The organism is Nordella sp. HKS 07 (genome assembly GCF_011046735.1).
Lineage (GTDB): Bacteria > Pseudomonadota > Alphaproteobacteria > Rhizobiales > Aestuariivirgaceae > Taklimakanibacter.
In genome coordinates this window covers 2,524,916-2,542,632 of sequence record NZ_CP049258.1, presented here as the reverse complement: position 1 = coordinate 2,542,632, position 17,717 = coordinate 2,524,916, and the positions used below count along the sequence as shown (strand labels likewise).

Here is a 17,717-nt window from a genome sequence, read left to right as displayed (position 1 = left end):
CGGTCAAGCCGGGTCTGATCTCGACCAGATTTGAACCGGCGCGCAAGACGTAGAATCCCGGCGAGATCGACCGCGTTGGAAACGATAGTAGCGCAACTTCCGCCGCACTGCACGAGCGTGCACGGCGGAAGCTGGGGCCGGCCGATGCGACTTACATGGACATTTCCGGCTCGGCCATTCGCTCCTTGATCGGCTCCGGAATGTCAGTCATTGTCGCTTCGGTTAGCAGCAGTATGCTCGCGACAGACACTGCGTTCTCCAGTGCAATTCGAACGACCTTTGTCGGGTCGATGATTCCGGCCGCAATCAAGTCGACATATTCCTTTCGGCCCGCATCGAAACCAAAATTGCCCTTTCCCTCGATCATCCTGGCGACAACGACGCCGCCATCGACAGCGGAATTCTCGGCAATCTGGCGCACTGGCGTTTCCAGGGCGCGCTTCAGAATTTGCACACCAGTCCGCTCGTCTCCCTCGCAGGTCTTTTCCTCCTCAGTCACCTCGGCGATGCACTTTAACACGGCAAGGCCTCCGCCCGGGACTATGCCTTCCGCGACGGCCGCCTTGGTCGCGCTTATGGCGTCATCAAGGGCTTCCTTCTTGGACTTCATTTCCGCCTCGGTCGGCGCACCGGCACGGATCACAGCCACACCGCCCGCGAGCTTAGCCAGACGTTCCTTCAACTTGTCCCGATCATAATCGCTCGTCGTATCCTCTATCTCCCGGCGCAACTGGTCTGCGCGATTCTTGATCGCGTCCCCATCGCCGGCGCCGCCGATAATAGTTGTATGATCCTTGTTGACGAGGACGCGCTTCGCCCGGCCGAGCTGTTCCATCGTCACATTCTCGAGCTTCACTCCAAGATCCTCGGAAATCACCTGGGCGCCAGTGAGGATCGCGATATCCTGCAAGATGGCCTTGCGTCGGTCGCCGAAGGCAGGCGCCTTCACCGCGCAATTGCGGAAAATTCCGCGCACGTGATTGAGCACAAGGGTTGCCAACGCTTCGCCTTCCACCTCCTCGGCAATCACCAAGAGCGCCGCGCCGGCCTTGGCGACGGCCTCCAGAAGCTTGATCAGATCATGAAGCGTCGATATCTTCCTGTCGACGAGAAGAACCATCGGGTCTTCCAGCACCGCCTCCATTTTCTCTGGATCCGTGACGAAGTATGGGGAAAGGAAGCCGCGGTCGAACTGCATGCCCTCGACGACCTCCATCGTGGTTTCCGTGGTCTTTGACTCCTCGACGGTAATAACGCCTTCTCCTCCGACCTTTTCCATGGCCTCGCCAACGAGCTTGCCGATCGCCGGGTCATTGTGCGCCGAGATCGCAGCAACCTGTTCCTTCTCAAGCCGCGTCTTGACCGGGCGCGAGATTTCCCGCAGCGTTTTGGTTACGCGCAGCAAAGCTCTATCCAAGCCACGCTTGATCTCAATGGCACTTGCACCGGCGACCACGTTCCGCACGCCATCGGCAAACATTGCATGCGCGAGAATCGTCGACGTACTCGTCCCGTCGCCAACCATATCGCCGGTCTTCTCAGCCGCCTGGCGTAGCATGCGGGCGCCGAGATTTTCTTCCGCATCCTTGAGATCGAACTCCTTTGCGATGGTTACACCGTCGTTGCAGACGACCGGCGTGCCCCACTTCTTTTCGATTAGGACCGACTTCGAGCGTGGGCCAAGCGTGATGCGAACCGCGTCCGCCAACTGTGACGCGCCACGAAGAATTTTTTCCCGGGCAGCTGAGTGGAAGAGTACTTGCTTGTGAGCCATGGGTTCACCTTCACGATCATCTTTACCGCAGTGCTTATCCAACTTCCTTTGGTGACAAGTTGACCCAGATCAAAACTGCCCGGCAGCAAGGATCCGAGCAGCCTCCGGATGCGTTGCGCGGAATCAGCCTCGTGCATTTCGGCCGAAGGGCATGGCGATGAAGCACAACGGCAGAGGCATGATTGAACTTTCCCAAGCTGTTGGCCCGAGTTCTCTCGGCATAGAAAGCGAAGCGAGCGCCGCCAAGTTGGTAAGCTATCAGCATTGTAGGTGGCATAGCACATCATTCCGGCAGACATTCGTCCTTGATCCAGCGAAATTGCCAGAAGGGCACCATGCTCAGCGTAGTGGGTTCCGCTTGAAAAGAACTCGGCAGGACAAACACCGCGCCGATCACCCGTCCCAGACCATAAGAATTCATAACTCTGACCATAGAACAATCTATCCTGCGAGCGTGAGGGAGGGGCTTGATCGAAATCAACAAACGCGGCGATTTTATCGGAGGAGAATTTCAGCGACTTGAGGTCGACGGGAACGGTACTCGCTAGGGCTAGGCTATATTCGCTAGATTCAAAGAAAGGGCCGGCAACCTATGGCATATGTCGCCCTGTTAGGTTTCGCAATCCGACTCCTCGGCCAAGCCGAGGGGGCAGCGGTCGAGTTGCTCAAGTGGCCAAAGTCTGCCAAGCCGGACCACGCGGCCAAGCTGGTGGCTGACCCAAAGTCGATGACCGAGTCGGTTAAGGCCTTCGAGGCGGCGGCGAATTAGCCGAAGATGGTTGCGGTGCCGAGGGCGCGAATTCGCGATCCGGAAGGGCGGCGCCGTAGCTGATATCGCCAAGGGGGGCCGAGGCGGATTTCCAGAGTATCTGGCTGGAGGCTCTAGCTGGCCTACACCGAAGTCAAAGACGGCCGTTCTGGCCCACCGTGAGATAGTTCGCAGCGCGCCAATAAGCGTCGATCGTCACGGATCTCGTTTTCTGGCAGGCTATGGCTACCGGCTGATATTGCGGTTTGCGTCATCATTAGAACTCCACGGACGTTGCAAGATCAGACGCAGCAGCAGCCTCTTGGCGCTCACTGAAGGTGCCGACATGCCACGATTTGATCAATGTCAAAGACACCTCCTCTTCATCGTGGCAGAGGGATCAAGGATTGCTGCTGGAGCGGAGCCTGTGATGAGCTATAGGGATATTCTCGTCTTTCTCGATGGTTCGCGCGACAACGAAGCCCGTCTCGATTTCGCGCTCTCGCTCGCGCAAGAATACCGCGCGAGGCTCACCGGCGTCGATGTGAGCTCACCCCAGGCGTTCACAAACGAGTGGTCCGAACGGGCGGAAAATGTGGGAGACGTGTTTGCAGCCAAGGCCCGAGCGTCTCGCCTGGACAGCCGCTTCAAGGTCGCCGACCGCGAAGCGATCGGCTGGAAAAACCTGTATGCGCACTATGCCGATTTGCTCATAGCGACGCAGCTCAACAACGAGTCCGCGGGGAAGATCCTTCCGGCGGTTCCTGAAGGAGTGTTGGTGTCGGCCGGCGTTCCGATGATCGTTCTGCCGCATAGACGGATCCCGAAACCGGCATTGCAGAATATCGTCATTGCCTGGTCCCCGAGCGGCCAGGCCACGCGGGCCGTCCATGATGCGATGCCGATCCTCGCGCAGGCCCGGCAGATATCGCTTTTTGCGTTCGATCCGCCCTCGGACGAGAGGGATGCCGACATCAAGCTGTTGTGTGACCATCTTCTCGCCCATGGACTGAAGGCCGAGGTTGAGCGATGGCCCGATACTGGAGAATTGTCGGTCATCGAGGCTCTGTTTGCTTCCCGGGCAATGGAAGATGCCGACATGGTCGTTGCCGGCGCTTACAGCCACTCCCGCTTTCGCGAGGCCCTGCTGGGTGGCGTGACCAATGATCTGCTGCGCCAATTCTCGGTGCCGGTTTTCGTGTCGCATTAGAGCGGAGGCGATATTGAGCATTCACGAGAGACGGCCGGGCATGCCTGATTTTACTCAATTGCGCCGGGATATGGTCGAGCATCAAATCGCCGCACGCGGCGTCCGGTCGGCTCAAGTGCTCGATGCCCTTCGCGAAGTGCCGCGCGAGGCCTTCGTTCCCCAGGCGCTTCAGGAATTCGCCTATGAAGATTCGCCTTTGCCGATCGAGGCCGAGCAAACCATCTCTCAACCCTATATCGTAGCTTTCATGGTCGAGGCGCTTGGTCTGAAAGGCGGCGAGCGCGTGCTCGAAATCGGCGCCGGTTCGGGATACGCCGCCGCGGTTCTGTCGCGCATTGCCGGCGAGGTCTATACCGTCGAGCGCATCGGACAACTGGCCGAGAAGGCGGCGAGCCGTCTGGCCGACCTTGGGTACGACAATGTTTACGTGCTGCATGGCGACGGCACTTTGGGCTGGGCGGATCATGCGCCTTATGACGCTATTGTCGTGGCGGCCGGTGGCCCCAGCGTGCCCGCCACACTCAAACAGCAGCTGAAGGTCGGCGGCAGGCTGGTCATACCCGTCGGCACGGACGCACGCGCCCAGGAGCTGGTGCGGGTAACGCGGCGATCCGAAACGGAATTCACAACCGAGGACATCGCCGACGTCCGGTTTGTCCCGCTGATCGGTGAACAGGGCTGGTTGCCTGAGGAGGGCGAACTCGCCGCCTTTGCCCGGCCGGTTCGGAAAACCCGGAAACCGGAAGGTGATGTTGCACGGCTCATTGCATCGGCGAGCGTGCCGTTCGACACGATCGACGACGCCGATTTCAGCCCGCTCCTGCACCGGATCGGCAACGCGAAAGTGGTTCTCATCGGGGAAGCAACCCACGGCACTTCGGAATTCTACCGCATGCGCGAGCGCATCTCGCGGGCGCTCATCGAGACGAAGGGTTTCACCTTTGTTGCCATTGAGGGCGACTGGCCTGACGCCGCGCGCATCGACCATTACGTTCGCCACTTCGAATATTCGCCACGCGAGTGGACCGCCTTCGCCCGCTTTCCGCAGTGGATGTGGCGCAACAACGAGGTGCGCAGCTTTGTTGACTGGCTGCGCCACCGCAATCGTGCACACAAGCTGCATCGGCGTACCGCCTTTTACGGGCTCGACATTTACAGCCTCTATACTTCTATCCACGAAGTTCTTCGCTATCTCGAAGGCGTCGATCCCGCGACAGCGCGCAATGCGCGCGAGCGTTATGCCTGTTTGACGCCGTGGCAGACTGATCCCGCCGCTTATGGCTATGCGGCCCTCACCGGCTCCTACCGCACCTGCGAGAGAGATGTCGTAGGAATGCTCAAGGACATCCTGATCAAACAGAATGTCTACATGGCGGAGGGTGGGGAACGATACTTCGATGCCGTACACAATGCCCGGCTCATCGCCAGTGCCGAACTTTACTATCGCATCATGTATTATGGCTCGCGCGCTTCGTGGAATCTGCGCGACACGCATATGTTCGAGACGCTCAACGCGCTGCTCGCCCATCATGGGCCCGATGCCAAGGCCATCGTCTGGGCGCACAACTCCCATGTCGGCAATGCCCGGGCGACCGAGATGGCGGCGCGCGGAGAAACCAATATAGGCGCATTGTGCCGCGAGGCATTCGGCGACGCGCTCTATACGATTGGGTTCGGGACTGACTCGGGGAAGGTGGCCGCCGCCCCGGACTGGGATGGACCGATGGAAATCAAGTCGGTGCGCCCCGCGCATCCCGCGAGCTACGAGCGCCTGTGCCACGAAGCGGCAATTGCGAATTTTCTTCTTCCCCTGGGATCCGCCGCGCCGGGTGACTTGCGACGGGCGTTGATCAAACCACGCCTCGAACGCGCGATCGGCGTCATCTACCGCCCGGATACGGAGCTTGCCAGCCATTATTTCCAGGCGGTGTTGCCGCGGCAATTCGACGAGTACATCTGGTTTGACCGCACCGCCGCGGTATCGCCCTTCGACACCACCGAACTCGCCGGTCTTCCCGACACCTATCCTTTTGGCCTGTGATGCTCGCAGACACCGTCTATGTGCTGGCAAAACTCAGCTGGATGCGCGAGCGCCGCATCTGGCCGAATGGGTTGCGCTATTTGTGGACGGATGCATTCGGCGTCGTTCTCCTCGTCTCGCTGGCCGAAACCCTGGAGCAACCGGAATTCATCGATGAGGCCCATTGGGTCGTCGCTGAGGTCGATCGCGTGCTGGGTCGCCGGCGCGGTATCCGGATCGGCGAGGAGCCCGACCGTGACGGGCAATATTTCCACTATCTCGCCATGTGGATCTATGCGCTGGCCGTGCTCGCGCGTCATGATGGGAGGTACCGCGACAAGGGCATCCAGCTAGTCAAGCAGATTCACCGCGCATTTGTGCTGCCGGGGCGCGGTGTCATCTGGAAAATGAAGGAAGATCTGAGCGGCCCTTATCCGGGCTATGGCCTGGGAGCGCTCGATGCCTTCGACGGCTATGTGTCCTACCGGATGCTCGACGAAGCCGCTCTCGGCGAAGAGATTGCCGAGATGGCGGGGCTTATCGACCGGACCGTCGACGATCTCGTCATTACCCAGGATCTGGGAATCGGAATGATGCTGTGGATGAGCCATTTCTTTCCCGACGAGCCCTGGGCCCGGCAGCAGCGGCGGCGCTGCCTCACGATGCTCGACCGGATGTGGCAGCGGCCAGGTTACTTCTGCCGCGAGCCCCGACAGCCCCGCATTCGTTTCGCTTTTACCAATTACGGCGTGTCGGTCGGCCTTCAGGCGGTCGGCGCAAGCCCCGAGCGGGTCGCGGCGCTCAACCGGTACTTCGAGGAATACCGCTCGGGCGACGATTACGACGCGGCCGCCATTACTCATGTAATGGCGTGCAGTTCGCATTTCCCCGGCCTGCTGACCAGAACGAATGGGTCGTTGGTTTAACGATGCCGTCAACGGCTCTCCCATTTCGTTCGGGGGGAGCATTCCTGATGGTATCATACGTGGGTAGACTTTCCGCGATCAAATTGATCGTGATCAAGGAAGTCGACGGATGGTCAGGCTCACTGTTTGCGATACGAGCGTGGAGAAAGGGAAAGGACATGGGTCAGCTCGCTTTCCTGGATGAAGACAGGTTGTTTGACGGGCAGTGCGTCCGCTTCAGGGGGTCGACGGCAAGTACGAGGTGGCTTGCGGGGTGACGGTCGCGGCGCTCAAGGAATGCGATCCTCTCACGCAGCATTACGGCCTCATTCATCGGAAGCGTTTTTCGAGACTTTTGACAGGCTGATCGTCGCTATCCACGATGCCGCGCGATCGAAATACGAGCGCCGCGAGTTCGAACCAGAGGGTAGCGTGCGGATCATGGTTCATCGCCGCGATCTCTCGCCCTGAAGTCTGTGCGATAGAGCCAATCCCGCCGAAGTTGAAGGCTTTGCGCGGCTAAGCAGGGCATGACACAACCAGCTTGGCGACATCGAAGAACGGCCTATTATTGTCAAAATCGTGCAACTTGGCCGAAGACGGTTCCCACGGTTGTCAGAGCAATGCTAATGCCTAGGAAACGACCGGCAACAAGCGGCTGCAAAGTTACATTTGAAGTCAATGCGGCGGCCCGCATTCATGGTTCTTGCAAATCACAGGTGTTGCTGATTCGCTACAGCGGAAGTGACGCTTTCTTGGCTTAGATAGACTCATTGCCGAGCAATGTGTTTGCCTACCTTGCTGAGCGTCGAACGGGACGATGGAAGGTGACTGCTGGCGTGCCGATCCCAGTTCCTTCTACGTCGCCCCGAGCCCACCGCCGCGCCGATGCCGACAATCCAGAACTCTGACCATTCTTGCGGCTTGATTGAGAAAAAATACGGCGGTGATACGAACAGTCCTACCGTGGGTGGTGAGACGTGGGTGCCGAGGGCATCGCGACAGCATGCCGGTAGGGCCTCTATTGCATGACATTTCGTAAATCGCCTCAAGGACAGCCAGGCAAGCCCGTCGCCGACGCACAGGCGTCCCAGAACGGAATCTCGCGCACGCCTGCGCGTCCGGTTGACGAAATCGCGTGGAGCGCCTAATTCTCCTACCCCGAGGCGACAGTGTCGAAGAAAATGCGAGCTCTGATCACAGGAGGCGCGGGTTTCATCGGCTCACAAGTGGCGCGCCACTTCCTGAGGGCGGGCTACGGGGTGTATCTCTACGACTCGTTCGTCATCTACTCCGTGCCGGACCCGGCCAGCGTGCAGCCCAATTTCGCGTTTCGCCTGAAAGACATCTTTCCGTCGATTCATCTCATTCGCGGCAGCACGCTTCATAAGGATTTCCTGCGGCGCACATTGACGGAGATCGCGCCCGATGTGATCGTTCATATGGCGGCGATGCCGCTCCCCGCGATTGCCATCGACTACACCGAAGAGGCGTTTCAGTCCATTTTGAACAGCACCCTGAACATCCTCGAGATCATGCGTGACGCGCAAACGCAGGCACGTCTCGTGTACATCTCATCGAGTATGGTCTATGGTGACTTCCAAACTCCCGAGGCGGACGAAGACGAGCATCCGAAGAACCCCAAGGATATCTACGGCGCCTTCAAGCTCGCCGGCGAAGTCGTTGTCTCAACATACGGCAGGAACTACGGCATCGATTTCGTCACCTGCCGGCCGTCGGCGGTGTACGGACCGACCGACACTAACCAGCGTGTGATTCAGAAGTTCATTCAGGCCGCCCTGCACGACAAGCCGCTCGTTTTAGACGGCGATGGCAGCATGCAGCTCGATTTCACGTATGTCGAGGACACGGCGCTCGCAATCTATCTCGCCGCGACCACGCCAGCGGCGAGCGGGAAGGTCTACAATGTCACGCGCGGCGAGAGTCGTTCGCTTAAGGATCTGATCGAGATTATCCGGAAACACGTGCCACACACGACGGTTGTGCACCGCGAGGCGCCGAAGTACATGCCCGTGCGCGGATCGCTGAGCATCGCGCGGGCGCGTCGAGATCTCGGCTACGAGCCTCGCGTCTCCCTCGAAGAAGGCGTGCGCCTGTACGTCGAGCATCTCCGGAACAATCCGTACTGACACGCTGCTCCGGCGATTGATTTTCGACTGCGCTTCGATGGTAACTGGCTCTCGCGACTTCTTGGGAGGAAGTCCCCGTGAAGATCCCGTTCATGCGCATTGATCGACAGTTTTCCTCGATTCGCGGCGAGGTGATGCCGCGCGTGATGAAGGTGCTCGAATCGGGGCGCGTCCTTCAGAGCGAGGACGTCGTCGCGCTCGAAAGGCGGCTGGCAGAGCTGCACGGCAAACAGTACGGCGTCGCCGTAAACAGCGGCACGGACGCGCTTGTTCTCGCGATTGCAGGGCTCGGTCTGAAAGAGGGTGCGCGCATCGCGGTCACGTCGATGTCGTTCGTGGCATCGGCTTCGGCCATCGTTCTGAATCGCTGCCGTCCGGTGTTCCTGGACGTCGATCCCAACACGATGCTAATGCGGACGGATCGAGTGCTCGAGCTCGTGAGGGCTCGCGCCGTCGACGCGCTCGTCGCCGTGCACCTCTACGGGCAGCTGCTCGACCTCGACGAAATCGCTTATGAAGCGCGGGAGTGCGGCATCCCCATCATCGAGGATGCGGCCCAAGCCCTCGGCTCGACGCGCGGTGGACGGCCGCCGGGCGGGCACGGTGCCGTCACGTGCTTGAGCTTCGATCCGACCAAGGTGATTGGCGCCTGCGGCTCCGGGGGAGCACTCGTGACGGACCGCGAGGACATCGCAAGACGGGTGCGCCTGCTCCGATATCATGGACACGTGGGCAACCGCGTCTACGAGCTACCCGGTTACAACTGCCAGATGGATAGCATTCAGGCCGCCATCATCGACGTGAAGATCGATCACCTTTCGGACTGGCAGGCGCGCAGAACGGCAATCGCCAAGCGGTACGACGAGGGGCTCGCGGGTTTTGCGGGCATTCGACGCGTTCGCACGGCGCCGGGAAACGTCCACAACCATCACAAGTACGTGCTGCACGTCGAGGATCGGGCGGCTCTCATTCGCTATTTGGACCAAGCGGGTGTTCAAACCAGCATTCACTACACGCTGCCCCTCCACCATCAGCCCTGCTTTGCGAGTGTGGCCAAAGCCGTGAGGCTCCCGGCCGTGGAAGGGGCGGTCGAGACCATCCTTTCGCTGCCGATATACGCCGAGCTCACGGAGGACGAGGTGGATTTCATCGTCGGCGCCCTTTCGGATCACCTTCGTCGACGGCGTGCACCCAAATAAGGAGCTCGGGCTCGCTGGCAATCTGGCGGGAGATGTCGCGGATGGTGCGGCCGAGATAGGTCTTGAGCTTGCGCAGCGCCTTAGCGGCCCGCGTGAACTGTTTGGCATGGGCATAGCGCTGATGCTTGACCAGCACCAGCTTGCCCACCCGCATATAGCTCTGGCGCAGCTCGAGGCCGACCTTTTTGGCCAGGCTCACCAGCTTCTCACGCGCCCGGTGGAGAAGCTTGGCATCGGTAGGGAACATCACGTTCTTCGGCTCGACCGTGGTGTCGACAATCACCCGGCGTGTTTCCTGGGGCGCCATAGCGCCGGTCCTCACCGCAACCGACAAGCTCTCCTGCAATAGCGCCCCGCCACTTCCCTGCAAAATCAAAATCCAGAGCCTCAATGATCAATCAAATCAAGCGATGAGTTGGGGATAGTTCACGGGGGACTAACTCTTTGATATGCGCATCGGATTATCCGAAACCGCTTCGCACTTTTCGGTCCGATGCTCTGGGATTGCCAGAGTGTTGCTCACGGGCACGCTCGGTCGTTCAGGCAGATTGCGCTACTGAAGCTACCTCGGCGAGGCGTCCCGTGGCACGTTTTCAAGCCAACCGGAGAGATCCCGGCCGATGATCTTGCCCAGCTTCTCGGTGTCTTCCGAATAATAGTCAACAAGACGGGCCCGCAGCTCGGTGCTAAGCGGACTGTATTCAACCGGCTGCGAGAAAAGCCGCTTCGCTGCCTTGTAGGCCCTGGTCGATCGAAAAGGTGACGCCATCGGTTTGAGCCACTTCAAATAACCGCTATATCCGCCGCCGACGATCGGCATATTCTTGTCCTTGATGCGGCCCGAGACTGGAGATGCGTAGCTGTCGTTCAGGGCCCCGAGATAGTGTCTTGCTTTGCGCAATTGCGCTTCAGGCTGAACGAGCAGGTCCTCATAGAAGATTACAAGCAATTGGCTCGATGGAAACAGGTCATAATATCGCTCAAGTTGTCTGTGATAGCGGCCGCCGCCGAGGAAGCGATTATCCGCGGCGGTGCGGGGGTCGAGATACTGGCCGATATCGCCATTCACCTCTCCGCGCCGGAAGAGCATGCAGTAGTCCGAATAGGCACGGTCGATCGGATTGCGCAACTGAGCGATCAGTTTCACGTTGCCCAACGAGGCATGTATGCGCGATGCGGCAAGGGGTTCCTCTAGATAGGAGTTTGATTTCTCGCCGACGAACGGTTGACCGCTGTATTCCGGGAATTGAGCCAGATACCAATCCTGCCCACGATGAGACTCTCGACTGAAATAATCCAGTTCCGGATCGGGCATGAGGATGTCCGGATCGTTCTGCAGGGAACGCTGCAGCCAGGTCGTGGCGCTCTTCGTGGCGCCTATGATCAGAAAGTTCACATCAGTGATTTTCATTTCGAGCTCAACCAACCTATGCACCGGAAAGCGTCAGCGGTGATAACTGCTGGGTCGCTAGATCATCGGCCAACTGCGCGTGCCGATTGGCTTTAAGGCCACAAAATCCTCTATAATGCCCTCGCGATACTTTCCACTAGAAATGAGAAATGGAAGACATTCCACATCCTAAGGCCGCTGTCTGCTTCCCCTTTGTGGGCGATGTCCTCGCCGGCAGCCATATATCGGGGCTTGGGCTGGTGAAAAATCTGGCGCCCACCGGGTTCCAACCCCTTGTCGTTCTTCACAAGCCCGAAGGTCCGCTCGCCGAGCTTTTGAGACGGGAGAATGTAACCTTCGTGCCGGCGCCCATAGCCGACACGCCAGAGCGCATGTCGCCCAGGAACGGAGCGGCGGTCGCAAGCGTTCTGCGGCTACTTTTGGGCGAGTGGTCTGAGCGGGCAAGGAGGGTGCGAGAATCGTTTGAATCCAAGGCTGGGGCGGCGGGATTAGCCTCGTCGAGCATCAGGTAGGACATATAGAGCGCTCCCAGACCATAACCGGGATAAGGGCCGCTCAAATCTTCTTCATCTTCCAGATCACGCCGCGCCCTGGCAGCACGGTCCCCGCGATGGAACGGGAACCTTTCCAATTTCAGCGACGCCGGCGATGTCCATCAAAATGATCGGCGTCGGATCACAATACGCGGCTGCCGTTGTCGGTTCGAGGAACCAGCCGCTTGACAGCGGCAAGACATACAAATTGCACCTGCCGCCGGACATCCCGGCCAAGGATTTCTGGTCGCTCGTGCTCTACGAGAACCATAGTCGTTCACTGCTCCAGACGACCAGCGGTTCCGAGCATCAGCAGCCAGAAGTAGGGCGAGGTGGTCAACCCCGACACATCGATGGAGGTCTATTTCGGTTCCACGCCCCTCTGGCAAGGAGAAGAGCATGCCCCTGCGGCTCTACGGTCCGCTCCAGCCGTGGTTCGACAAGACATGGAAGCTCGGCGAGATCGAGAAGGTAAATTGAGCGATCAACTTCCGTTCAGGGTCAGATTCGGCTGTTCATGTGATCGGCGGGACAGTCTGCTTTCCACCTATGAGCGGCCACCAGCTTCGCCCACAAGCGTAACTGGACTTCGCTCGGGAATCGAGCATTGCTGCTGAAGCTGCAGTCCTGAATCTCTTTGGACAAGTGACCGGGCCCGCCATGATTGCGGGCTTTGGGTGGTGAGGGGGCCAGGTGGCTCCCGGAAGAGGAGAACCACCCGTGACAAAGATTTCGAAAAGTTCGAAGAACGCGGTTGCGTCCACCAAGGCTCAGAAGATCATCAGCCTGTTGCAGCGCAACGCTGGTGCAACTATCGCAGAGCTGTCGAAGGCGACCGGTTGGCAGGCACATAGCGTCCGCGGCTTTTTGTCTGGCACCCTGAAGAAGCGGGGATTTCAGATCAAGAGCAGCCAGAAGGAGGGAAAGCCTCGGCGCTACGTCATCGCGGGAGGTGACCAGTGAGTACGACGAAAGAGGCGAGCGTCGATTTCTCGCGCTTGCCGGAGATGTCGATAACTCAATTGCAGGCAGTATGGAGGAACCATCTGGGCGGCTCGCCAGTGGAGGGACTGCCCATGAAGCCTTCAAAAACTGTTTGCTGTGCCATCTACACTCGCGTATCGACGGATCAGGGGCTGGAGCAAGAGTTCAACTCGCTCGATGCTCAGAGGGAAGCCTCCGAGGCATACATCAAGAGTCAAGCCCATGAGGGCTGGACCTGCCTGAAGGACCAATATGACGACGGAGGCTTCTCGGGGGGCTCCATGGATCGTCCAGCCCTTCTGAGGCTGCTGGAGGATGTCCGGCAGAAGAAGCTCGATGTCATCGTGGTCTACAAGGTGGATCGGTTGACCCGGTCCCTGGCCGATTTTGCCAAATTAGTCGAACTCTTCGATGCGAACGATGTGTCCTTCGTCTCTGTGACCCAGAGCTTCAACACTACCAGTTCGATGGGAAGGCTCACCCTCAACGTCCTTCTCTCCTTTGCCCAGTTCGAGCGGGAGGTCACGGGAGAGAGGATCCGGGACAAGATTGCGGCATCCAAGAAGAAAGGGCTGTGGATGGGAGGGGTCGTTCCATACGGCTACCGGGTGGAGCGCCGGAAGCTTATCGTCGACGAAGCCGAAGCCAAGGATGTCCGCCTGATCTTCCAGATGTACAGTGAGCTCAAATCAATCCCGGCTCTCATCCGGGAGCTGGACGAACAGGGTGTCAGGTCACGTATCCGCAAACTGGTCTCCGGCAAGGAAATCGGTGGAATCCCGTTCACGACCGGTCCTCTCTCACACATGCTGGGGAACCGGGTCTATCTCGGCGAGATCAATCACCGCGGCAAGAGCTATCCGGGTGAGCATGAACCGATCTTGTCGCAAGCGCTCTTTGATGCGGTTCAGGCTGTCCGGGCGGAAAGCGACACGATCAAACGGAATGGCTATGAGCGGTCCGGCGCCATGCTGACTGGGCTCATATATGATGCCAAAGGCAACCGGATGACCCCCGTTTATGCGAAGAAAGGCACCCTCCACTATCGCTACTACCAATCTGCCGTGTTGGCGCAGGGGCTGAAGTCAAAGGCGGGTTCCATTTGTCGGGTACCTGCGGCGGAGATTGAGAGGGCTGTGGCGCAAGGCGTTCTGGACCATGGTGCCGATACCCATATCGATGATGGAACGGACGCGATGACCCAAGTCAGAGAGAGGATCCGGCGCATCGAAGTCATGCCTGGGGTTCTGAAGGTGACAACGAGCGCCGCGCAAGCCGATCAGTCTGAAGCATCAGACAACATCCTGACGATCCCTTGGTCAAAGCCGTCCAATGCCCGCAAACGCGAGATTCTTGGATCAAGCTCAGACGATGCTTCACGGCCCATTCGAAGCGAGGCTCGATCTCGACTCCTGAAGGCGGTGGCGCGGGGACACCGATGGCTCAGCCAGCTCATGGAAGGACAAGTTGAAGGGATTAAATCTCTCGCTAACACACACAAAATATCCGAGAAGTCGATCCGCTCGACGCTCACGCTTGCGTCTCTGGCGCCGGACATTGTGGAAGCCGCCATCGCAGGCCGACTTCCGCGTAATATCGGCATCTCGCAGATGATTGACCCTCCTCTGGATTGGTCACAGCAGAAGCAGCAGCTCAATCTGAGCTAGCCTCGCTTTGCTCCTCAAAGCGCTTTCGAATCATGAGCGAGGCACTTCCGCCGAAACAGCCGCCGATCCGAATGTACGAACCGGTCTCGGCTCGCTCGCACGTGAATTCTGAGAAGATGTTTTCAGGAGGCTGAGACAACGGCCGCATTGTCCGGCAAATGGCGCCAAAAAGGTCCCAGCCGAGACCACAAATAGGAGCCCCAGCCTGCGCAAGCCACGGACATGTCGAAGCTATCCGACGCTATGTGGCGAACCTTGAGTTCGCTTAGGAGTGGATGGTGGAGCCAGACGGAATCGAACCGACGACCTCTTGAATGCCATTCAAGCGCTCTCCCAACTGAGCTATGACCCCACACTGGATCGGAGCATTTCCCTTGGCGGGAAGCCCCCGGGTTTTCGAGGGACCGGCAGGCCGGACCCTTGATTTGGGATGCTTCGCGAAACCCGCAGGCGTTGCGAAGCGGGCGGAACCTAGTGCCGCCCCGGTGATTTATCAAGCAAAACTTGCTCAGGCGAGCGAGATTGCTGGGGAGGGCCCGAAAACAAGGCGTTGCCCTCCCTGAGGGAGTCCCGTCTCAGGGCTCTTCCTCACCTTCCTTGGCGCCGCCCGGACCGCTGTCCAGATAGCCCGAAACATCGGAATTCTCTTCCTCGTCCTCGACCAGGAAGGTCGAATCCTCTTCGGCTTCGGCGCCATCCTCCTCCTCGCCCAGATCGACATCGGCGATGGCGGCGGTTTCGTCTTCCGCATCGTCTCCCTCATCGACTTCCTCGAGGCTGACGAGTTCGACATCGGCGACCTCATCGGCATCCTCCGGCGCCGGCTTCGGGATGTCGCGCGGCTTGGCCACCGCCTGCGGCACTTCGCCCTTGGACGGCAGCACCGGCGCGGCGATGAAGCTCACGCCGCATTTCGGGCAAATGATCGGCGATTTCAGCAGATCGTAGAATTTCGATCCGCAGGACGGGCATATGCGCTTGGTTCCGAGTTCAGCCTTGACCACGGTTGATCCTCTTGCAGGGCTAGAAAATGAGATGATGGGGGCTCCATGCCATGGCCCGCCCGCCTTGTCAAAAGCAAAGGTGACAGGTGAAAACCCCTATGTTAGGAGCCCAAGCCAACAGAAGAACCGTTAATTTTTGGACTTTTTCCCGTGCAAGGCTCAACCCCAACGCCGCTCAAATCCTCAGCCTCCCAGGGTCTTACGGGCCGTTTGCGGGTTCCCGGCGACAAATCAATTTCGCACCGCTCGCTCATGCTGGGCGCGATCGCCGTCGGCGAGACCCGCGCTTCGGGCCTGCTCGAGGGCGGGGACGTTGTCGATACGGCCAAGGCGATGCAGGCCTTGGGCGCCAAGGTCGAGCGCACCGACGACGGGGTCTGGCATGTACAGGGCGTCGGCGTATCGGGACTGATGAGCCCCAAGGGCGATCTCAATTTCGGCAATTCCGGCACCGGCGTCCGTCTGGCGCTGGGTCTCATGGCCTCCACGCCCTTGAGCGCGCGTTGCATCGGCGATGCGTCGCTGTCGCGCCGGCCCATGGGCCGCGTCATCGTGCCGCTCTCCGAATTCGGCGCCCGCTTCGAGACGGCGGAGGGCGGACGGCTGCCGCTGACACTTCATGGCGCCCGCAACGCCGTGCCGATCACCTACAAACTTCCCGTGGCTTCCGCCCAGGTCAAATCCGCCGTGCTGCTCGCCGGCCTCAACACACCCGGGCGCACCACCGTCATCGAGCCGGTGGCGACGCGTGACCATACTGAGCGCATGCTGAAAGCCTTCGGCGCCGACATCACGATCGATCACAGGGAAGACGGCCGTCACATCATGATCACCGGTCAGCGCGAGCTCAAGGCGCAGGTCATCGACGTGCCGGCCGATCCGAGCTCGGCCGCCTTTCCAATGGTGGCCGCCCTCATCACCGAGGGCTCCGACATCACCATCGAGAATGTCATGCTGAACGAGACCCGCACCGGCCTCATCACCACGCTGATCGAGATGGGCGGCGATATCACCGTCGAGAACAAGCGTCTCGCGGGCGGTGAAGAGGTCGGCGATCTGCGCATCCGCTCGTCCAGGCTCAAAGGCATCAGAGTGCCGGCGGAACGCGCGCCCTCGATGATCGACGAATATCCAGCACTTGCCGTTGCCGCCTCCTTCGCGCAGGGGGTCACTCACATGGAAGGGCTCGATGAATTGCGGGTGAAGGAGAGCGACCGTCTCGCCGCCGTCGAAGCGGGGCTTCAGGCGAATGGCGTTGCGACGCGCTCCGGTCCTGACTGGCTCGAAGTCACGGGCGGGGCTGTCGCGGGCGGCGGTCTCGTCGCCACGCATCTCGATCACCGCATCGCCATGTCCTTCCTGGTGATGGGCATCGCCAGCGCCAAGGATGTGCGCGTCGACGACGGCGCCATGATCGCCACCAGCTTTCCCAACTTCATCGCGCTGATGAACGGCCTCGGCTGCCGCATGGCGCCCGCGTCATGATCATCGCCGTCGACGGCCCCGCCGCCGCCGGCAAAGGCACGCTCGCCCGCGCTCTGGCGCGCCACTACAATCTCCACTTCCTCGACACGGGGGCGCTCTACCGCATGGTGGGGCTCTCCGTCCTGGCGGCGGGCGGCGATCCGCATGACGGGAAAGCCGCGCTGAAGGCGGCCGAAACGCTCAGGCCCGACCGGATACGCGATGAAGATCTGCGCAGCGAGGCGGTGGGCGAAGCCGCCTCCGTCGTCGCCGTCAACCCACAGGTGCGCACAGCACTGCTCGGCTTCCAGCGCGCCTTCGCCCGCAAGCAGCCGGGCGCCGTGCTGGACGGGCGCGACATCGGCACGGTGGTGTGTCCGGATGCGCAAGCCAAGATCTTCGTCACGGCGTCGGCCGAGGTGCGCGCCAGGCGCCGGCATGCCGAACTCGCCGAACGCGGCGCCGCCCCCGACTTCGCAGCGGTGCTCGCCGATATTCAAGCGCGCGACGAGCGCGACCGCAGCCGCGCCCATGCGCCGCTCATTCCGGCGGCCGATGCCTATGTGCTCGATTCCTCGGCGCTCAGCCGCGAGGAGGCACTCGCCAAGGCGATTGCCTATGTGGAGACGCGCAAGGCGGGATAGGCTC

13 protein-coding genes, 1 tRNA gene and 1 pseudogene are annotated in these 17,717 nt (G+C 60.1%); 10 read left to right on the top strand and 5 right to left on the bottom strand.

The features are described from left to right. Positions 1-151: 151 nt before the first annotated feature. Positions 152-1,774, bottom strand: coding sequence for a chaperonin GroEL (gene groL, locus G5V57_RS11915; RefSeq protein ID WP_165167722.1), 1,623 nt, complete (start codon positions 1,772-1,774; stop codon positions 152-154). A 1,178-nt stretch (positions 1,775-2,952) separates the two neighbouring features. Between groL and G5V57_RS11910 the strand changes: the two genes are divergently transcribed. The 5 genes from G5V57_RS11910 (at position 2,953) to G5V57_RS11890 (ending at position 10,006) form a co-directional block, all read left to right on the top strand. Continuing rightward, positions 2,953-3,732, top strand: coding sequence for a universal stress protein (locus tag G5V57_RS11910; protein ID WP_165167721.1), 780 nt, complete (start codon positions 2,953-2,955; stop codon positions 3,730-3,732). Positions 3,733-3,772: 40 nt separating this feature from the next. Further along, positions 3,773-5,773, top strand: a complete 2,001-nt coding sequence (locus tag G5V57_RS11905) for a protein-L-isoaspartate(D-aspartate) O-methyltransferase (protein ID WP_165167720.1) — start codon at positions 3,773-3,775, stop codon at positions 5,771-5,773. Then, positions 5,773-6,678 (top strand): hypothetical protein, encoded by a 906-nt coding sequence (locus G5V57_RS11900; protein ID WP_165167719.1) that lies wholly within the window; start codon positions 5,773-5,775, stop codon positions 6,676-6,678. The genes G5V57_RS11905 and G5V57_RS11900 overlap by 1 nt, the downstream gene beginning before the upstream one ends. 1,151 nt (positions 6,679-7,829) lie before the next feature. Continuing rightward, complete coding sequence (locus G5V57_RS11895; RefSeq protein WP_165167718.1) at positions 7,830-8,807, top strand: NAD(P)-dependent oxidoreductase; 978 nt, start codon at positions 7,830-7,832, stop codon at positions 8,805-8,807. Positions 8,808-8,884: 77 nt separating this feature from the next. Next, positions 8,885-10,006: a DegT/DnrJ/EryC1/StrS aminotransferase family protein gene (locus G5V57_RS11890; RefSeq protein ID WP_165167717.1), complete on the top strand. Its 1,122-nt coding sequence runs from the start codon at positions 8,885-8,887 to the stop codon at positions 10,004-10,006. 1 nt (position 10,007) lies between these two features. Here the strand turns inward: G5V57_RS11890 and G5V57_RS11885 are convergent. Beyond that, positions 10,008-10,358: pseudogene (locus G5V57_RS11885) on the bottom strand (IS5/IS1182 family transposase); the annotation flags it as partial. A 210-nt stretch (positions 10,359-10,568) separates the two neighbouring features. Beyond that, positions 10,569-11,417: a sulfotransferase gene (locus G5V57_RS11880; RefSeq protein ID WP_165167716.1), complete on the bottom strand. Its 849-nt coding sequence runs from the start codon at positions 11,415-11,417 to the stop codon at positions 10,569-10,571. A 648-nt stretch (positions 11,418-12,065) separates the two neighbouring features. Here G5V57_RS11880 and G5V57_RS11875 point away from each other — a divergent pair. The 3 genes from G5V57_RS11875 to G5V57_RS11865 all read left to right on the top strand — a co-directional run bounded on the left by G5V57_RS11875 (position 12,066) and on the right by G5V57_RS11865 (position 14,601). After that, positions 12,066-12,425: a DUF1214 domain-containing protein gene (locus G5V57_RS11875; RefSeq protein WP_371744772.1), complete on the top strand. Its 360-nt coding sequence runs from the start codon at positions 12,066-12,068 to the stop codon at positions 12,423-12,425. A 245-nt stretch (positions 12,426-12,670) separates the two neighbouring features. Continuing rightward, entirely contained in the window at positions 12,671-12,913 is a 243-nt protein-coding gene (locus G5V57_RS11870; protein ID WP_246737598.1) for a DUF3489 domain-containing protein, read from the top strand. Then, a complete protein-coding gene (locus G5V57_RS11865; RefSeq protein WP_371744769.1) occupies positions 12,910-14,601 on the top strand; it encodes a recombinase family protein in 1,692 nt (563 codons plus the stop codon). Before G5V57_RS11870 ends, G5V57_RS11865 begins: the two co-directional genes overlap by 4 nt. 276 nt (positions 14,602-14,877) lie before the next feature. On the opposite strand, the gene G5V57_RS11860 is transcribed toward G5V57_RS11865, so the two are convergent. Further along, positions 14,878-14,953: transfer RNA gene (locus tag G5V57_RS11860), tRNA-Ala, on the bottom strand. 223 nt (positions 14,954-15,176) lie between these two features. Next, a complete protein-coding gene (locus tag G5V57_RS11855; RefSeq protein ID WP_165167714.1) occupies positions 15,177-15,605 on the bottom strand; it encodes a TIGR02300 family protein in 429 nt (142 codons plus the stop codon). A 150-nt stretch (positions 15,606-15,755) separates the two neighbouring features. Here G5V57_RS11855 and aroA point away from each other — a divergent pair, with 150 nt between their 5' ends. Both aroA and cmk read left to right on the top strand, forming a co-directional pair. Continuing rightward, positions 15,756-17,090, top strand: a complete 1,335-nt coding sequence (gene aroA / locus G5V57_RS11850) for a 3-phosphoshikimate 1-carboxyvinyltransferase (protein WP_165167713.1) — start codon at positions 15,756-15,758, stop codon at positions 17,088-17,090. Beyond that, positions 17,087-17,713: a (d)CMP kinase gene (gene cmk / locus G5V57_RS11845; RefSeq protein ID WP_165167712.1), complete on the top strand. Its 627-nt coding sequence runs from the start codon at positions 17,087-17,089 to the stop codon at positions 17,711-17,713. The genes aroA and cmk overlap by 4 nt, the downstream gene beginning before the upstream one ends. Positions 17,714-17,717: the final 4 nt, after the last annotated feature.

What these genes read in the sequence shown, in the direction of transcription:
- G5V57_RS11900 (WP_165167719.1), top strand. Translation starts at nt 5,773, where the DNA reads ATGCTCGCAGACACCGTCTATGTGCTGGCAAAACTCAGCTGGATGCGC.
- G5V57_RS11905 (WP_165167720.1), top strand. Translation starts at nt 3,773, where the DNA reads ATGCCTGATTTTACTCAATTGCGCCGGGATATGGTCGAGCATCAAATC.
- G5V57_RS11875 (WP_371744772.1), top strand. Translation starts at nt 12,066, where the DNA reads ATGTCCATCAAAATGATCGGCGTCGGATCACAATACGCGGCTGCCGTT.
- G5V57_RS11880 (WP_165167716.1), bottom strand. Translation starts at nt 11,417, where the DNA reads ATGAAAATCACTGATGTGAACTTTCTGATCATAGGCGCCACGAAGAGC.
- groL (WP_165167722.1), bottom strand. Translation starts at nt 1,774, where the DNA reads ATGGCTCACAAGCAAGTACTCTTCCACTCAGCTGCCCGGGAAAAAATT.
- cmk (WP_165167712.1), top strand. Translation starts at nt 17,087, where the DNA reads ATGATCATCGCCGTCGACGGCCCCGCCGCCGCCGGCAAAGGCACGCTC.
- G5V57_RS11910 (WP_165167721.1), top strand. Translation starts at nt 2,953, where the DNA reads ATGAGCTATAGGGATATTCTCGTCTTTCTCGATGGTTCGCGCGACAAC.